Here is an 18,624-nt window from a genome sequence, read left to right on the forward strand (position 1 = left end):
AATGGCTCTAAAACATGGTGCCGGCCAGAGGACTTGAACCCCCAACCTACTGATTACAAGTCAGTTGCTCTACCAGTTGAGCTAGGCCGGCAAAAATGGTGGAGAATGACGGGTTCGAACCGCCGACCCTCTGCTTGTAAGGCAGATGCTCTCCCAGCTGAGCTAATTCTCCAATTAACAATATCGCCCGGCAGCGTCCTACTCTCGCGGAACGTAAGCCCAACTACCATCGGCGCTAAAGAGCTTAACTTCTGTGTTCGGCATGGGAACAGGTGTGACCTCTTTGCTATCGCCACCAGACAATGTTGTTTCGTTTTTGTCTTACCTTATATATTATAAAGAACTCATCAAGGCTTTTCAATAGTAAATTTTACACCTTATTAACTTTCTTTACAAACATCTCGAATTGATATGCGCTTGTTTTCAGCGACCTTTATATAATACACAATTTAGAAACACTCGTCAACACTTTACAACAAAAAAGTTTATATTTCTTTAAAAAACTTCTATATTGGCGTTTTAAAACCTTTCAAAAGTATAAAACCGCACACAATATGGAATTGTGCACGGCTTTTAGTTACATTTATTTTTGTCTCATATACGGGAATAGTAATACATCTCTAATAGATGCAGAGTTTGTTAATAACATAACTAATCTATCAATACCAATACCTAAACCACCTGTTGGAGGCATACCATATTCAAGTGCTTCAATAAAGTCATCATCCATTTCATGTGCTTCATCGTTACCTTGATCTTTTTCTTTCATTTGTGCTTCAAATCTTTCACGTTGATCAATTGGATCATTTAATTCAGTAAATGCATTTGCATGCTCTCTACCAACAATAAATAATTCGAATCTATCAGTAAATCTTGGGTCTTCAGGATTTTTCTTAGCTAATGGTGATATTTCGATTGGGTGTCCATAAATAAATGTAGGTTGAATAAGTTTCTCTTCTACTCTTTGTTCGAAGAATTCATTCAGAATATGACCATATGTCATACGATCTTCTACTTCTATATTATGTTCTTTTGCTAAAGCATGTGCTTCTTCATCAGTTTTAACTTCATAGAAATCTACACCAGTATATTCTTTAACGGCATCAACCATATGCCATCTTCTCCAATTAGGTGCTAAATCTATAGATTCTTCGCCATATTGTACAGTTGTAGAACCTAATACTTTTTCAGCGATTGCTGCTACCATAGATTCAGTTAAATCCATAATGTCGTTGTAATCAGCATATGCTTCATACAATTCAATCATTGTAAATTCAGGGTTATGTCTTGTAGATACACCTTCATTACGGAATACTCTTCCAATTTCATATACTTTCTCTAATCCACCTACGATTAATCGTTTCAAGTGTAATTCAATTGCAATTCTCATGTATAGAGTAGCATCTAACGCATTGTGATGTGTTACGAAAGGACGAGCTGAAGCACCACCAGCGATTTGGTGCATCATTGGTGTTTCTACTTCTAAGAAACCTTTATTATTTAAGTAAGTTCTCATTTCTTGAATAATTTGGCTTCTTGTAATGAATGTTTTAGTTGATTCTTCACTTGTAATTAAATCTAGGTAACGCTGACGGTAACGTTGTTCAATATCTTGTAAACCATGATACTTATCTGGTAATGGACGTAAAGATTTCGTTAAAACAGTAAATTCTTTCGCTTTAACAGATAATTCTCCAGTATTCGTTTTAAACATAACACCTTTTACGCCTACGATATCACCTAAATCTGCATGTTTCCATATTTCAAATTGTTCGTCACCCACTTGGTCTTTACGAACATAGATTTGAATTTGACCAGTAATATCTTTAACATGTGCAAATCCAGCTTTACCTTTACCTCTTTTAGTCATTAAACGACCTGCGATAGCAACAGCTGATTCGTCTTCTTTATCATGTAATTCTTCTTTACTGAATTCGTCCCATTCTTGGTGTAATGATTTAGAGTCTCCACTGCGGACAAATTTCTTACCGAAAGGATCGATACCTAAATCTCTTAATTCTTGTAATTTTTCTCTACGAACCAACATTTGGTCATTCATTTCTTCTGACATGATTTTCCACTCCTTATTTAAATTACACTTGTTATTTTATTTAAACCACACGTAGATTATTTACTTTCACCATTATACTTTACTACATGTTCATCGTTTGGCAATAGCTCCCAAATATATTTCTTCGATATAGGTTCCACAACATTTGAGGCAATATCATTCAAAGGTATCATCACAAATGCTCTTTCAGTCATTCTAGGATGAGGTACTTCTAGTTCTGGTGATTGAATAACGGATTGATCATATAATAAAATATCTATATCAATTGTACGTGGTCCCCATCTTTCAACTCGAACACGATGAAGTTGTTGCTCTATCATCATACAAACTTTTAATAATTCAGATGATTCTAATTCAGTTGAGATTTCAATACACATATTTAAAAAATCAGGTTGGTCTGTGTATCCTACTGGTTTCGTTTCATATATTGGAGATTCTTGAATAACTTGAATACCGTCAATTTCATTCAACAATTTAACAGCTTCTTGCAGTTGATGTTGCCTATCTCCCATATTACTGCCTAAACCTAAATATGCAGTATGCATTTATCTCTTCCTCACTATCTCAATACCCACACCTTTATAATGTCCAGGTATCGGTGGATTATTTTTAGTAATCTTAACTTTGGTTTCCAATACTCGATTATAGTGCGAAAATAGCTCTTTTGCAATACGTTCTGCAAGATGTTCGATTAATTTTACCGGTTTACCTTCCATAATTTCTTTGACCACTTCAAATACTTCACCGTAGTGAACAGTCTTTTCTAAGTCATCTGTTTCGCCCGCTTCAGAAAGATCTAAATATAATTCTAAATCTACTACAAATATTTGTCCTAGTTCATTTTCTGCTTCAATTGCACCATGGTATCCGTAAAAAGACATGCCTTCTAATATTATTCTATCCATTTAATCGAATCTCCTTCAGAGCATCTATCGTCTTAGCTACTCTTTTGTTCATTTGTACATTATGGACTCTCACAGCATGGACACCTTTTTCAATTCCGTAAGCTGTCGTTGCTGCTGTACCTTCATCACGTTCATCAACATTAGTTTCGCCACCTAATAAGTCATTGATCAATCGCTTTCTACTTGTCGCAAGCAACACATTGTATCCTGTAGCGACCAATTCATCTAATCGTGACATGACAATACGTTCTTCTTCTCTAGACTTCGCAAAGCCAATACCAGGATCTAGCCAAATATTTTTTTCAGGTATACCGCAAATTTCTGCTTGGTTTGCTTGTTTTAATAAAGTAAGCAATAATTCTTCCATTACCGGAACATCTCTCTTGCCATCGCCGTTATGCATTAACACAATTTCTGCATTATATTCTGCCACGACTTTCAATATATTCGGATCATACAAACCAGCCCACTGGTCGTTAATCATCGTTACGCCTCTTTTTAAAGATTCTTCAGCAACTTTACTTCTGTATGTATCTACTGAAAGTTGAACATCTAAATCACTGAGCGCTTCAACAACTGGAATAACTCTATCCAATTCCTCTTCTAAACTTACTTCTGTATAACCTGGGCGAGTAGATACTCCACCGATATCAATAATATCCGCACCTTCTGAGATAAGTTTCTCAGCGTGTTGTCTTGCTTTATCTACACTATTATATGAACCACCGTCAGAAAATGAATCTGGCGTAACATTTAATATCCCCATAATTTTCGTATTCACCAAGATAGTCTTCCTTCCTTTTTCATAGATAAATTTATTATAACAAATTTAAAAAATCACGCCTAAATGAAATAACTTCAAAAGTTATTTATTATAGACGTGATACTTAATTTATAATCATTTATTTATCAATTAGTCTTCAAAAGCGTAAAGTGGTGTAGATAGGTAACGTTCACCATTACTTGGAAGAACTGTTACTACAGTTTTGCCTTCACCTAGTTCTTTAGCTTTTTTCAATGCAGCTACAATTGCAGCACCAGATGAAATACCACCAAGGATACCTTCTTCTTTAGCAACTTTTCTAGACATTTCCATTGCTTCTTCATTACCTACTTTAATAACATCGTCATAAACATCTGTGTTTAAAGTATCTGGTACGAAACCTGCACCTAAACCTTGTAATTTATGAGGACCTGGTGAACCACCACTTAAAACAGGAGAAGCTTCTGGTTCAATCGCAACTATTTGAATATTAGGATATTTTTCTTTAAGAACTTTACCTGCTCCAGATAAAGTACCACCAGTACCTACACCAGCTAAGAAAGCGTCAATTTGAACACCCTCAAATTGTTCAACAAGTTCAGGACCAGTTGTTAATTCATGGACTTTAGGGTTCGCTGGGTTTTCGAATTGTTGTGGTTCAAAATAGCCTTTTTCTTCTTTTAATTCTTTAGCTTTTTTGATAGCACCTTTCATGCCTTCTGCACCAGGTGTTAATACTAATTCAGCGCCATAAGCTTTTAATAAAGCACGACGTTCGCTACTCATTGTATCTGGCATTACAAATACAGCTTTATAACCTTTAGCTGCTGCAACCATTGCTAAACCGATACCTGTGTTACCAGATGTTGGTTCAATAATTGTGTCGCCTGGTTTGATTTTGCCTTCTTTTTCAGCAGCTTCAATCATCGCTAAACCAATTCTATCTTTAACTGAGCTACCTGGGTTTTGATATTCTAATTTTACATAAACGTCTGCTGAACCTTCTTCAACTACTTTGTTTAATTTAACTACAGGTGTATCTCCAATTAATTCTACAATATTATTTACTCTCTTAGCCATTTACGCTTCACTCCTAAACAGTTTTTATACCCTAGTTTATTTATCGGATATAATGATTATAACAAAACTTCATATAAAGTGAAAGTATTTACTAAATTAAAGTGCATTCTTAAGTTCGATTAATTCTTCTTCGCTATATTGATACTTTGTTCTACAGAAATGACATTCTGCTTCAGCACCATGATCTTCTTTAATCATTGCATCAATTTCTGCTTCTCCAAGACCTTTAATTGCATTCAGGAATTTTTCTCTAGAACAATTACATTTGAACTCAACATCCATATGGTCAATAATTCTAGTATTTTCTTTACCTAATACTGTTTCAATTATTTCTTCTGGTGATAATCCTCTATCGATCAATTTAGATACAGGTTCCATTTGATTAATTTTTTCTTCAATTGCTGAAATTGTTTTTTCAGATGCACCAGGCATAAGTTGAATGATGAAACCTCCTGCTGCTTTAATTGTATTATCAGGATTTACTAATACACCTAAACCAACAGCTGAAGGTACTTGTTCACTTGTTACAAAATAATAAGTGAAATCTTCGCCAAGTTCTCCTGAAACAATCGGTGTAGAACCTGTGAAGTAATCTTTCAATCCGATATCTTTAACGACACTTAACATACCATCTGTTCCAACAGCACGTCTAACATCTAATTTACCTTGATCGTTTAATGGGAAATGCGTTTGAGGATTTTGTACGTATCCTCTTACTTTACCTTTCGCATTAGCATCGACCATAATTTTACCAATTGGTCCTCCGCCATCAATTGTTACCGTTAATTTTTCTTCATTTTTTAGCATTGATCCCATCATCACACCAGCTGTCATTGATCTACCTAATGCTGCTGATGCAGTTGGCCATGTGTAATGGCGTGTTTGTGCTTCTTGTATTGTATTTGTTGTTTGAACAGCAAAAGCTCTCACTTCATCATTGAAAGCTAATCCTCTTACTAAATAATCTTTTGTCATGTTTTATACTCCTTCTTTAAAAAAAGCCCCTCTCAATCAAATTGTTGAAAGGGACTTTTGTGAAATTATTCTTTACGATCTGTCGGTTTATTGTCACCTAGGTCATCGATATTTGGCTCTTGTTCATGAGCTGGTTCGTCTGAATCACTATCTGAATCTGTGTCTTCACGACGTTTTTCATGTGACACTTCTTCTTTTACTTCTTCATATGATTTACCAACTTCATCATCGTCAATATCTAATGTACCTTCTTGTTGCGTTAAGTCACCTTCATATTTATCTTCATCTGAGTCTTCATTTTGGTTAAGATGAGAATCATCATATTTAACTTCTGGTAACTTACCTTCATGGAATAATGATTGAATTTGTTCAGCTACTAATGTTTCTTCTACTAGAAGAGTCTTAGCAATTAATTCTAATTGTGATTTATGTTCAGTTAGAATTTGTTTACAACGTTCGTATTGTTCTTTAATGATACGTTGTACTTCTGAATCAATTTCATAAGCAATTTGGTCTGAATAATTTGGCTCAGATTGCATATCTTTACCTAAAAATACTTGTCCACTATCCGTACTACCGAATTGTAATGGACCTAATTTTTTACTCATACCATATTCAGTAACCATCTTACGCGCAATGTTTGTTGCACGTTGGAAGTCATTATGAGCACCTGTTGATGCTTCTCCAAAGTTTATTTCTTCAGATACACGACCACCAAGTAAACCTACTATCTTATCTAATAATTCTGGTTCAGTCATAAAGTAACGATCTTCTTTAGGAAGCATCATTGCATATCCACCAGCTTGACCACGTGGAACGATTGTAACTTTATGAACCATTTCTGCTTCATCTAATACACAACCGATAATTGTATGACCCGCTTCGTGATAAGCAACAATATTTTTTTCTTTTTCAGAAATCATTCTTGTTTTCTTAGCTGGACCTGCAATAACTCTATCCGTCGCTTCTTCGATATCTCTCATATCAATTTTCGTTTTGTTAGAACGTGCTGCTACTAATGATGCTTCATTTAACAAGTTCTCTAAGTCTGCACCAGAGAAACCAGGCGTTCTTTGAGAAATTGCTTTTAAGTCAACAGTTTCGTCTAACGGTTTATTACGAGCATGTACTTTAAGTACTGCTTCACGTCCTTTTACATCTGGTCGTCCAACTTGGATTTGTCTATCGAAACGTCCAGGACGTAATAATGCAGGGTCTAAAATATCAGGACGGTTAGTTGCAGCTATCATAATGATACCTTCATTTTCACCGAATCCATCCATTTCTACTAATAATTGGTTTAATGTTTGTTCACGTTCATCGTGACCGCCACCAACACCAGCGCCACGTTGACGACCAACAGCATCAATCTCATCTATAAAGATAATACATGGTGCATTTTTCTTAGCGTTCTCGAATAAGTCACGCACACGACTTGCACCGACACCAACGAACATCTCAACGAAGTCTGAACCACTGATTGAGAAGAATGGTGTACCCGCTTCACCTGCTACAGCTCTAGCAAGTAATGTTTTACCTGTACCTGGAGGACCAACTAGTAAGACACCTTTCGGAATACGCGCACCCATTTTCTTGAATTTACGATTATCTTTAAGGAAATCAACTATTTCCACTAACTCTTGTTTCTCTTCATCGGCACCTGCTACATCAGAGAATCTCACACGTTTCTTCTGATTATCATATAGCTTGGCTTTTGACTTACCAAAGTTCATTACTCGGCCGCCGCCACCGCCGCCGCCTTGCATTTGGCTTAAGAAGAAGATGAATAAAAATGCAATAATTAAAACTGGGATAAGCGTTGTTAATACACTAACAAACACACTTTGTTTTTCTTCTTCTTTAACATTAAATTTCAAATCATCTTGTTTCTCAGCAGTTGCTGTTATTTTTTTCAAGTCATCTTGATTATTAAATAAAATAGAAGATGTATATGTTTCATCTTTACCTTTTTTTAATTCACCGCTAACCATATAAACATTCTGTTCTGGTTGAATAGTTAACGTTTTTAAATCGCCTTTTTCTAGCTTCGTCATAAACTCATTATATGTAAGCTGTTTTGGTGATTGTCCATTGCCATTAATGAACTGGAATACACCAAATAGGACGATAGCTAAAAGCGCGATCATTAATATATTACGAAAAGCTTTTTGCATTCAATTTGTCCTCCTACTCAATTAATAAAACTAACAAAAATTTTACCATATTTGTAATTTCATACGCTAGTAATTAAACTTGCTTATACGCATCATTGATATATTTCTGGTTTAAGTGTACCAATGTATGGTAAATTACGATATTTCTCAGCATAATCAAGTCCATATCCTACTACAAATTCATCAGGAATTTTTTCTCCGACATATTTAGCTTCGATATCTACTTTACGTTTCATCGGTTTGTCTAACAATGTTACGATTTCAATAGAATTAACATTTCTGTATTTCAATAAATCAACGATAGAATTTAAAGTTGTACCTGTTTCTAAAATATCTTCAATGATAATGACATCTCTATTTTCAACAGAAGTACTTAAGTCTTTTAAAATTTTAACTTCTCCAGTTGATTCTGTACCACCGTGATAACTAGAAACATCCATGAAGTCTAATTCTACATGTGTATCAATGTATTTAATTAAATCAGCCATAAACATGATTGAACCTTTTAAAATACCTACACAAATAGGTGTCTTCCCATTATAATCCTCTGTGATTTGCTTTCCTAATGTTTTGCATCTTTCTTGAATCTGTTCTTCTGATAATACAACAGACTTAATCGAGTCTTTCATTAAAGTCATCTCCAATATAAGTAATAGTTAGTGCGTTTTTAAAGTTAGAATCTATCCAAAAATCACCAATTGCAATTATGTCATCACCATTTAAAATAATTGGACAATTGTTTCTTTTATGTATGTCAATCTTGTTGTCAATCATGATTCTGTTAACTTTTTTGTGATGTTTATTTCCCCGGTTATAATACTGAACACGATCTCCAGACATTCTCGTTCTTACAAATAAAGGCGATGCTATGTCTTTCGTTTCAATTAACCAATTCCCAAATACATATTGTTCATTACGATTTATAAATTTAGAATTTACATTGAACTCAATATCTTCACATAGTAATAATTTATCATATGCTACTATAAACTGCCAATCATCAGATATAGGAATGACGGATTGTTTTGAAAAATTATTAAATACGTGCATCCATTCTTTATATGACTTCTCACTATATCTTCGTTTAACATATTGAGCCATTAATTGATCTAATACTTGAACCTTAACTAAATCGTTCAGCTGATTAAATGCATCTCGATTAATTTCAACTTGATCAGACTGTTTTATTTCATTAGCAATAAAATCATCTGCTGCAGTTATAATTAATTTTCTTGCATCATTCATCCATTGATTTAAATCCAGTAAATGATCTGTTGAAAATTCTGATCTTTCTTCAATAACAGGCAACAATTGATTTCGTAAATAGTTGCGAGTATATTTACTATCTTTATTTGAATCATCTTCGTAGTACTTAAAATCATTTTCTTGTTGATATTGTTTTATAAATGATTTGGATACATTTAACAATGGTCTACAAATCATATAATCATTTCTTTTTTGAACTTGTTGAATACCTAAAGGTGCACGGCCAATTCTCCCAGTAAATAGTCGATAAGCAATGGTTTCTTTTTGGTCATCCATATGGTGTGCAGTCAACAATACATCGCTACCGGTTTGTTTCATCATTTCATCAAACCATTCATATCTCATTTGTCTAGAGATATCTTGTATGCTCTTATTGTGACTAACTGTTTCGCTCAAATCCAATGTCTTGATATATATTTCAATATGATGTTTTTCGCAAAATCGTTTGATAAATTCCGCTTCTTCTCGCGAGGCTTCTCTTAAACCATGGTTGACATGTAAACAGATTAACTTATGATATGTGTCTTTATAAGTTGTATTTAACATGTGTAAAAGTGACATGCTATCTATCCCTGTCGAAACAGCTAAAGCTAAATCATCCTCTTGTTGCCAAGTTACTTTCAGCATGATTACACACCTCAATTTTCAAAAAGTCATTTGATCTTGTCAAAATAAAAAGAGGCTCAACTAATTAGCCTCTTTTTATTATAATCCATTATCGTCTTGCACCTTTACCGCCACGACGTGATTCAGTTTGTCTCTTAATAGATGTTAACTTATCCTCACTATCTTTTAAAAAGTTTGATAATTTCTTCTCAAAGTCTTCAGGCTTAGCTTCTTTCTTAGGCGCTTGGCGCTTTGGACGTTCTTTAGCTTTTTTAATAGATAAACTAATCTTTCCATCATCAGCTACTGTTAATACTTTAACTTCTACTTCATCGCCTACAGTTAAATGGTCATTCACGTTCTCGACGTAGTTATCAGCAACTTCACTGATATGCACAAGGCCACTTTTCCCTTCAGGTAATTCAACAAATGCACCAAAATTCTTAATACCTGTAACTTTCCCTTTGACTTTATTGCCTACTTCAATTGACATATTATTACTGTATCCTCCTGATATAAATTCACTTTAACTTTATTATATGCTTCTATACAAAATTATACAACGCCATAAACAGATTATTTATCATTTTCCGCGTCTTTTTTGTCTTCTGGTAATTTAAAAATAATTTCACCATCATTGCTTAAAAAGTATTCGCTTCTTGCGAGTTTTTCTATATATTCTTTATCGTTCAGTCGTTTAATTTGTTCTTTAAGTTCTATCTCTTTATCTTGTAACTTTTCATATGTTACAGCTTTTTCTTTACGCTCTTGCACTAATTCATCATTACGATTTTTTTGTAGAAATAGCATGATGATCATAATAACGATTATTAACAATAATACTCCACCAAATAAGGTAAGTCGCTTGCGTATCACTTGGCGCGTTTTATTGACAGTCTTTTTTTGTTTGTTTTGGGACTGTGTATATTCATTATCTAGATTTTTAATTTTTTGCGCCATTGGTGTACCTCCTTATTTATATAGAATCTTGAATTTTTTCTTCTTTGATGACTTCAAACATTGTCTTCGCATTTTCTTTATTAGCATGTTCAGATAATCCTGTCACTTTGACAACAATTATTCTATTACCTAATCTAATTTCTAATTCATCTTCAACACTTACAGCCGTTCCTGCTTTAGCAACTTGACCATTTACTTTAACTCTACCTTGGTCACTCACCTCTTTAGCAAGTGTACGACGTTTAATCAGTCTAGATACTTTTAAATATTTATCTAATCTCAAATTGTTAAATCTCCTTTATTTATAAATTCTTTTAATGATTGTTCACCGTATCCCTCTAATTTGGTTTTATCATACAACTTCAAAAAGTAATCAGCAAATATTTTTTCTAGTTTCTCACGTTTAACTTTGCCTTCTTTTTGTTTTTCATCATTCCAAATTTTCTTAAGGTCTTTAATATCATTCGCTTCTTGGTCACCAAACACATGTGGATGTCTACGTATCATCTTAGAAGTTAATGTTTGTATCACTTCTCTTACATCAAAGTACGCTTCTTTCTTTCCAATCGCAGCATGTAGCATCACTTGTAACAATATGTCTCCAAGTTCTTCTATCATATGTTCAATATCATCTTCATCAATTGCTTCTATTAATTCAAATGCCTCTTCAAGCACATAACGCTTCAATGTTTCATGTGTTTGTACTTTATCCCATGGACAACCTTCTTCGGACACTAAAGTATCGATAGTTTGTTCTAAATATTGAAAATCACCATATAGTTGTTCATCTTCAGTTATTTTCGGTATGAATAAACTTGTTAAATTTGATAGCTCAGCATGATGGTCCATTTCATACAATGGACAAGAAATGACATCAGCTTCACCTAATCTTGCATTAGAAACGAGTTTCACAGGATGATCATCTGGATATCTTTCCATCAATGTAACTTTAATATCTGATGCAACTAATTGATCATACACTTGTGTAATAATCGTATTCGTTCTTATATTTAATGAAGTCTCAGACAAACTCGTTCCGTCTAATAATGTAAATCCGTCATTCGGATCAATATTAACAGCTCTGAACATATCATCTAGAAAGCTTTTTCCACCTAACACGTGAACATCCGGTGCTTTCTCTAATAAAAGCTGCGTCGTTGTTTCAGCTACCATCGGATCACCAGGTACCGCATAAATGATATTTTCATGTTCAGCTTTTTCAATCAATGTATCGACAATTTCAGAATATACATTAAGAAAATCATCGTGCTTTTCATAAATATAATCAAAACCTTGCCAATTTAAGTCTTCTAATTCTTTAACAACCGGATGGTCTAGCGTACGCGCATATATAACATCAGCTGATTGAAGTTTACGGTAAACGCCCATTGGCAATTCTTCTAAACTATAATTACCTAAGCCAACAACTAATATTTGTTGTGCCATATGTTAATTACTCCTTTATTATTTTATCCATTAAAGGTAAATGTTTCCATTCATCTTTTATTAATATTTTCATTTTTATTATACCTATTATGACAACCATTACGCCAACAATACCTGCCAGTAACATAATTAATAGACTGGTCATTCTCGTGTGCGTTGGAATGAGCAATACAACTTGTACAAATATAGACATGATCGCAAGTAAAGTAATCACTTTAATCATAAATAAACCCATACGTTGAAATTGATAGAGTTTCATCACACGTACATGCAAAATCAATGTATAAATAGCAAGCGACAAGACAGTCGACAAACTTGCACCAAATATACCAAACTGCAGTACAAACCAATAATTCCCGATTAGTTTCGTTAACATACCAATCATGAGCGCAATAAATAATATATTTCTGTTTAATTTCACTTGCAATAACGCTGTATACATAATGATAAATGTCACAAATACAACTGCGAGCATAAAGACGCTCAATGTACCGATTAATTCATTCGTCTTAAAGAATACAGTATTTAATAATGGTAGTAAGTTCATTAAGCCAAATGCGGCAGCCATACTAAATAACACTGTTATCTTTAAGGATGTATTAGCATATTCATTCACGAGTTGATGATTTTTCTTTTGCAGTTGTTCTGTTAACAATGGAATAAGCACAAAACTAAATGTCGTTGTGATGATAAGCCCCATCTGAATCAATGAAGCACCTCTATCAAACACACCTTTTACTTTTATACTCTCATGAAAGCTATATCCATTCTCTTGCAACAAATGTATAAGTGTAAATGAATCTACAATTTGCCATAAAATCAATATCAAATAAGAAATGGCATACAAGATTGTCATCGTCACGATATTTTTAGTGTCACTCAACTTTATTTCCCAGGAAAATCTCAGTCTAGGCTTTCTTTTAAACCAGAAGTAAATTGCAATACAACTTAATCCCAATACAGAACCACTGATTGCGATTGTGCCAGCTTGATAAATCGAAATATTCAAGCCAACAAATAGCAAAATCGCAGTTAAAATCACACCGACTCTAACAACTTGATCAATAACCTGTGAAACGGCAATAAAGTTCATCTGATGTTTCATTTGATAATACCCTCGCACCATTGAGATAAATACAAGTGGTATTAGCGCTAAACTCGCCATACGAATCATAGGTGTTAAGTTCGGATCACCCATCAGTCCGCTTATCAATTGTGCACTTAAAAATATAGCAACACTTAGCAATAAACAAGTCATTTGTAAGAACCAGAACATACCTATTATTTCTGATTGTTTACGTTGAATCATCCAGCTACTCATCACACTAGGAAGCGCGTTTAAACTTACAACACTCACAATCGCAACAAGCGGATATACTTGTTGGTATGCATATAATCCTTCATCACCTAAAACATTTTGGTAAGGCACTCTATAAATTGCGCTTAAAATTTTAACAATGACCATCGTGCCTGTTAACAACAATACACTATTAAAAATGGGTTTAGATTGTGTCATCGTCTACCAAACTTTCATTAATCACATTAGTTAAGAATTTCAGATCGTCTAACCATTGTTTTGATTTTTGTAATTTAAACACCATTTGATTGTCTGAAACAGCTATTTTTAATTTTCTACCTAATGGTTCTGTAACTTTAAACAACACATCACCTTTTAAATGATTTGTTGTATATTCTGAAGCTGTCAGTTGTATCACTTTAGCGACTTCTTTAATTTCTGTAATACCGAAATGAATACCATTCAATCTTACTTCAACAACGTCTAATAAACGTTGAACTTCAACAGGATATTCACCAAAACGATCGATTAATTCATCTTGAATATCTTCCAATTGAGATTGCGTCGTAATTGATCTCAATTTTTTGTACATTTCAATTTTGGCTTGTTCATTCTTAATGTATTCAGCAGGTATATAGGCATCTATCTTAATATCTACTTCAAGTTGTGGTACTTCTGATTCTGGTTCAATGCCTCGTTTCACATTAACCGCTTCTTCTAACATTTGAGAATATAAGTCATAACCTACAGAATCTATGAACCCATGCTGCTGACTACCTAATAGATTTCCTGCGCCACGAATATTCAAATCGCGCATGGCAATTTTAAATCCTGAACCTAATTCAGTAAATTCTTTAATAGCTTGCAGTCTTTGCTCAGCAACTTCAGTCAGTACTTTATTTTGTTCATGTAAGAAATATGCATAACCAATTCGACTAGAACGACCCACTCGTCCACGTAACTGATACAATTGACTCAATCCAAATCTATTAGCGTCTTCAATAATCAATGTATTAGCATTTGGAACATCGACACCCGTTTCAATAATCGTTGTTGTAACTAAAATATCGTATTCTCCATCGACAAAATTCAACATCGTTTCTTCTAATTCTCGTTCTGTCATTTGTCCATGAGCAACGCCTATTCTCGCATTAGGCATGAGCATAGACAACTGTTCACTCTTTTGATATATGGACTGCACGCGGTTATATAAATAGAATGCTTGTCCACCACGTGAAAGTTCACGTTCTAGTGCTTCTTTAACAAAACTCATATTCTGTTCTAATACATACGTTTGAACAGGGAATCTATTTTCAGGTGGTGTTTCAATAACAGATAAATCTCTAACACCTAATAAACTCATATGAAGTGTTCTCGGAATTGGTGTCGCAGTTAAAGTAAGAACGTCTACATTAGTCTTTAATGCTTTAATTCTTTCTTTATGTTTCACACCAAATCTTTGTTCTTCATCGACGATTAATAATCCTAAATCTTTATATTCAACATCTTTACTTAGTAATTTATGTGTACCTACAACAATGTCTACAAATCCAGATTTGATACCTGCTTTCGTTTCTTTAACTTGTTTAGGTGTTCTAAATCTACTCATCATTTGAATTTCTACTGGATATTCTTGCATACGTTCTCTGAATGTTTCAAAATGTTGCTGAGCAAGAATCGTTGTTGGTACGAGCACGGCTACTTGCTTACCTTCCAAGACCGCTTTAAATGCAGCTCTTATTGCTACCTCAGTCTTACCATATCCAACATCACCACAAAGCAGTCTATCCATCGGTCTTCTTTTTTCCATATCTGCTTTAATTTCTTCTAAAGAAGTGACTTGGTCAGGCGTAGGCTCATATGGAAAGTCCATTTCAAATGTCATTTGCTCTTCAGTATCCGGACCGTATTGATAACCCTCAACTTGTTCTCTCTCTTGATAAAGTTTCAACAGTTCATCCGCAATGTCTTCCACATTTTTTTGAACTTTAGCTTTTGTCTTTTTCCATTCTGTACCGCCAAGTTTATTCACCTTTGGCTCTTTATCATCTGATCCAACAAACTTTTGTACATCATTCATTTGATCAACAGGTACAAATAATTGATCGGTACCTTTGTATTGAATTTTAATATAATCTTTATGAATGCCAGATACTTCTAATGTTTCAACGCCTAAATATTTACCAACACCATGATGTACGTGTACAACATAATCTCCTACATTCAATTCTTGGTAAGATTTTATTTTTTCAGCATTAGATAACTTTTGTCTTCTTTTAGATTGTTTTCTTTCACGTGCTTTGAAAAGTTCTTTTTCTGTCACGACGACAAGCTTCATATAAGGCAATTCGAACCCTTCAGACAGCGCGCCATCTGTTACGACAGCTTGTCCTCTGTCACCGACTTGTTCTACCCTATCTATAACAGTTGGAATTTTCATGTCGTTTAACATACTTTGAATACGAGACTTTCTCGTTTCAGATTCTGCTAATAATACGACTGTAAATCCTTGTTTCATAAAGCGATCAAACTCTGATTGCATAATGTCATATTGTCCATAGAATCTTTGAACAGGTTTACATGAGAATTTCACCATCTCTTCAATTTCAACTGGCATACTTGCAGTAAATAAAGTGAAATAAGCGATTTTATGTTGATGCAAGAGTTCTGTAAAAGCATGTTCCGAAATAAAACGTTGCCCAATAAATCCTTGTCCTGATTCTATTAGCGATTGCGTAAATTCTTCGATTTCAACGTCTAATGAATGTTCAGTTTCTTTAATTCGATTATATTCGTCTACAACAACAAGTGCATCATCCGCAAAATAATCTGTTAAAGTTGTGACTTCATCATACATAAACGAAATGACACGTCTTAAAATTTGATGATCTTTCAATTCATCACTTTGCATCAATATCGTTTGATACGTATCTTTTAAGTCGGGACGCATTTCTGTAGCTAATTGTTGTCTAGTCTTTTCATATGCTTCTTCCATACGTTCTGGAAGTTGGCTAATTTGTTCACTTGTAAAAATATAATCACTAGCCGTTGTAATTTCAACTTGTTCAACATTACCTAAAGAGCGTTGCGTTTCAACGTCGAACAATCTCATACCGTCTACTTCAGTATCAAACAATTCAATTCGAACAGGATCTCCAGTTACTGGATAGATATCAATCAACCCACCACGAATCGAGAACTCACCAACTGCTGATACTAACGATTGCCTCTTATAACCCATATCAATCAATTGATTAGCCCATACATCTAAGTCAATATCATCACCTATTTGAATCGATTTATAATGTTCATTCCAAATGTGTTTCGGTGTTAATTGTTTTTTCAAGCCATTTATAGGCACGATAAATAAGCCCTTCTTGCCTTGAGCAAGTTGGGTTAGTGTTCTGATACGTTCACTCATTAAATCAGGACTTTGCGTAGAGAACGCCTCAATCATAATATCTTGTACAGGAAACTTAAATACTTCTTCAGGTGGTAATAATTGAAGAATATCCGCTTCTAATTTATCCGCCTGATACAAGTTATTTGTTACGATAACGAGTTGTTTATCATTTTTAAGATATTGTTCTAATATGAGTAGTGCTTTACTCGACTGATTCAGTCCTGTTATGAGTATGTTCTTTTCTCCAAATATTTGCGTTAATTCTCGAAATCGTTCGTCTGCTTGTATGATTTCATGGATAACGTGTTTCATATTACTTCACCATTATACTGGTTCATCACATTCTGAAAAGTTTCGCCTTTAATTATAGCTTCACAAGCATCTGCTGCGCGATCGATTACTTTTTCCATTGTAATCATTTCATCATCAGAGAACTTTTGAAGCACATAACTCGGTACACTCATGCCATTTGTAGGACGATCAATTCCGATTCTAATACGGTTAAAACGGTCTGTCCCTAAATGTTGAATTAAAGACTTCATACCGTTATGACCACCAGCACTTCCTTTCTGACGTAGTCTCAAATGACCTTGAGACTGGTCCATGTCATCATAGAGTACAACTAGATCCTCTATATCTATATTATAATAATCCATTAGTGGTCTTACAGCTTCACCTGATAAATTCATGAAAGTCATAGGCTCAATAAGCATTACTTTCTCTCCATTTATAAGCCCTATTGTATATGCACCTTTAAATTTTTGTTTATCTAAGTCTAATTGGTGACGATCAAGCAATTTATCAACTACTTCAAAGCCAATATTATGACGCGTAAGGTCATATTTCTTTCCGATATTTCCAAGTCCAACAATACATTTCATGTTGTAACCTCCATATTAATACTAAGTATATATTATAGCATTTTTGTGATTTATTTCATCTATCTATACTTAAATAAAAAAACCCAACACAAATGTGTTGGGTTGAAGATTTAAAAAATATTATTTTTCTTCTTCTTCTGCTTCTTCTTTTTCAGCTTCTTCTTCTGCTACTGCATCAGCTTCTTCAGCTGCAGTTTCTTCAGCGTCTTCAGCAGGTTCTTCTGTTGGAGGAACTACTGTTACAACTGCTTCTTCTTTATCGTTTTCGATAGTGTATTTATCAGTTGCATCTAAGTCGCCTACTAAGTAGCTATCACCAATAGCTAATTCTGTAATATCAACTTCGATATTTTCAGGAATTTCATCTGGAGTAGTTGTAACTTGTAAGTCGAATAATGGTTGTTGAACTACGCCACCTTCAGAAGCACCAACTGATTCACCTACTAATACTACAGGTACGTCTACAGTTAATTCTTCTTTCATGTTGATAGCTAAGAAGTCAACGTGAGTGATTTGGTTTTTAAGAGAATCATATTGATAATCTGAAACCATAACTTTGATTGTTTTTGAACCAACACCTAATTCGATAACGCCGTTACGTCCAACTTCACGAATTGTTTTGATGAATTCAACTTCATCAACTTTAACAGATGTATTTTTAGCACCGTAACCGTATACGACTGCTGGAATAACACCTGAAGCTCTTAATTTACGTAAACTAGAACGAGTTTGTTTACCTTGACGGATAACTGACTTTAATGAAGTCATTATCTTTTCCACCTTTCATTTATGCGCGA

Annotated in this window: 17 protein-coding genes, 2 tRNA genes and 1 rRNA gene; all 20 read right to left on the minus strand. The window is 34.2% G+C overall.

Annotated elements, in window-relative coordinates:
- Positions 1-15: 15 nt before the first annotated feature.
- A tRNA-Thr gene (locus LQ679_RS14170) sits at positions 16-91 on the minus strand.
- A gap of 5 nt (positions 92-96) precedes the next feature.
- A tRNA-Val gene (locus tag LQ679_RS14175) sits at positions 97-172 on the minus strand.
- Positions 173-185: 13 nt separating this feature from the next.
- Positions 186-300: ribosomal RNA gene (rrf, locus tag LQ679_RS14180) — 5S ribosomal RNA — on the minus strand.
- A 283-nt stretch (positions 301-583) separates the two neighbouring features.
- Positions 584-2,071, minus strand: coding sequence for a lysine--tRNA ligase (gene lysS, locus LQ679_RS14185; protein ID WP_025905552.1), 1,488 nt, complete (start codon positions 2,069-2,071; stop codon positions 584-586).
- A gap of 56 nt (positions 2,072-2,127) precedes the next feature.
- Positions 2,128-2,616 carry a 2-amino-4-hydroxy-6-hydroxymethyldihydropteridine diphosphokinase gene (gene folK / locus LQ679_RS14190; protein WP_037590343.1) on the minus strand — a complete coding sequence of 163 codons (489 nt, stop codon included), beginning with the start codon at positions 2,614-2,616 and terminating at the stop codon, positions 2,128-2,130.
- Positions 2,617-2,976 carry a dihydroneopterin aldolase gene (gene folB / locus LQ679_RS14195; RefSeq protein WP_025905554.1) on the minus strand — a complete coding sequence of 120 codons (360 nt, stop codon included), beginning with the start codon at positions 2,974-2,976 and terminating at the stop codon, positions 2,617-2,619.
- Positions 2,969-3,760: a dihydropteroate synthase gene (gene folP, locus LQ679_RS14200; protein WP_025905555.1), complete on the minus strand. Its 792-nt coding sequence runs from the start codon at positions 3,758-3,760 to the stop codon at positions 2,969-2,971. The genes folB and folP overlap by 8 nt, the downstream gene beginning before the upstream one ends.
- 129 nt (positions 3,761-3,889) lie before the next feature.
- On the minus strand, positions 3,890-4,819 hold the full coding sequence (cysK, locus tag LQ679_RS14205; protein WP_037590342.1) for a cysteine synthase A: 930 nt from the start codon (positions 4,817-4,819) through the stop codon (positions 3,890-3,892).
- 96 nt (positions 4,820-4,915) lie between these two features.
- On the minus strand, positions 4,916-5,794 hold the full coding sequence (hslO, locus tag LQ679_RS14210; RefSeq protein WP_025905557.1) for an Hsp33 family molecular chaperone HslO: 879 nt from the start codon (positions 5,792-5,794) through the stop codon (positions 4,916-4,918).
- A 65-nt stretch (positions 5,795-5,859) separates the two neighbouring features.
- On the minus strand, positions 5,860-7,968 hold the full coding sequence (gene ftsH / locus LQ679_RS14215; RefSeq protein ID WP_103360996.1) for an ATP-dependent zinc metalloprotease FtsH: 2,109 nt from the start codon (positions 7,966-7,968) through the stop codon (positions 5,860-5,862).
- Between the two features lie 92 nt (positions 7,969-8,060).
- On the minus strand, positions 8,061-8,597 hold the full coding sequence (gene hpt, locus LQ679_RS14220; RefSeq protein ID WP_037590339.1) for a hypoxanthine phosphoribosyltransferase: 537 nt from the start codon (positions 8,595-8,597) through the stop codon (positions 8,061-8,063).
- Positions 8,581-9,861 carry a tRNA lysidine(34) synthetase TilS gene (gene tilS / locus LQ679_RS14225; RefSeq protein WP_239749051.1) on the minus strand — a complete coding sequence of 427 codons (1,281 nt, stop codon included), beginning with the start codon at positions 9,859-9,861 and terminating at the stop codon, positions 8,581-8,583. Before tilS ends, hpt begins: the two co-directional genes overlap by 17 nt.
- Positions 9,862-9,949: 88 nt before the next feature.
- Positions 9,950-10,333: a S1 domain-containing RNA-binding protein gene (locus LQ679_RS14230; protein ID WP_025905561.1), complete on the minus strand. Its 384-nt coding sequence runs from the start codon at positions 10,331-10,333 to the stop codon at positions 9,950-9,952.
- A gap of 83 nt (positions 10,334-10,416) precedes the next feature.
- Positions 10,417-10,800, minus strand: coding sequence for an FtsB family cell division protein (locus tag LQ679_RS14235; protein ID WP_025905562.1), 384 nt, complete (start codon positions 10,798-10,800; stop codon positions 10,417-10,419).
- 16 nt (positions 10,801-10,816) lie between these two features.
- The gene (locus LQ679_RS14240) at positions 10,817-11,083 is read right to left on the minus strand and encodes an RNA-binding S4 domain-containing protein (protein WP_025905563.1); all 267 of its coding nucleotides are present in this window, start codon (positions 11,081-11,083) and stop codon (positions 10,817-10,819) included.
- A complete protein-coding gene (locus LQ679_RS14245) occupies positions 11,080-12,246 on the minus strand; it encodes a MazG nucleotide pyrophosphohydrolase domain-containing protein (protein WP_126476460.1) in 1,167 nt (388 codons plus the stop codon). The genes LQ679_RS14240 and LQ679_RS14245 overlap by 4 nt, the downstream gene beginning before the upstream one ends.
- Positions 12,247-12,253: 7 nt before the next feature.
- On the minus strand, positions 12,254-13,762 hold the full coding sequence (locus LQ679_RS14250) for a polysaccharide biosynthesis protein (RefSeq protein WP_126476459.1): 1,509 nt from the start codon (positions 13,760-13,762) through the stop codon (positions 12,254-12,256).
- Positions 13,749-17,258 carry a transcription-repair coupling factor gene (gene mfd, locus LQ679_RS14255; protein ID WP_239763454.1) on the minus strand — a complete coding sequence of 1,170 codons (3,510 nt, stop codon included), beginning with the start codon at positions 17,256-17,258 and terminating at the stop codon, positions 13,749-13,751. Before mfd ends, LQ679_RS14250 begins: the two co-directional genes overlap by 14 nt.
- A complete protein-coding gene (pth, locus tag LQ679_RS14260) occupies positions 17,255-17,827 on the minus strand; it encodes an aminoacyl-tRNA hydrolase (RefSeq protein WP_049320978.1) in 573 nt (190 codons plus the stop codon). The genes mfd and pth overlap by 4 nt, the downstream gene beginning before the upstream one ends.
- Positions 17,828-17,947: 120 nt before the next feature.
- The gene (locus LQ679_RS14265; RefSeq protein WP_239763457.1) at positions 17,948-18,595 is read right to left on the minus strand and encodes a 50S ribosomal protein L25/general stress protein Ctc; all 648 of its coding nucleotides are present in this window, start codon (positions 18,593-18,595) and stop codon (positions 17,948-17,950) included.
- Positions 18,596-18,624 lie beyond the last annotated feature (29 nt).

The organism is Mammaliicoccus sp. I-M35 (assembly GCF_022386455.1).
GTDB lineage: Bacteria > Bacillota > Bacilli > Staphylococcales > Staphylococcaceae > Mammaliicoccus > Mammaliicoccus sciuri_A.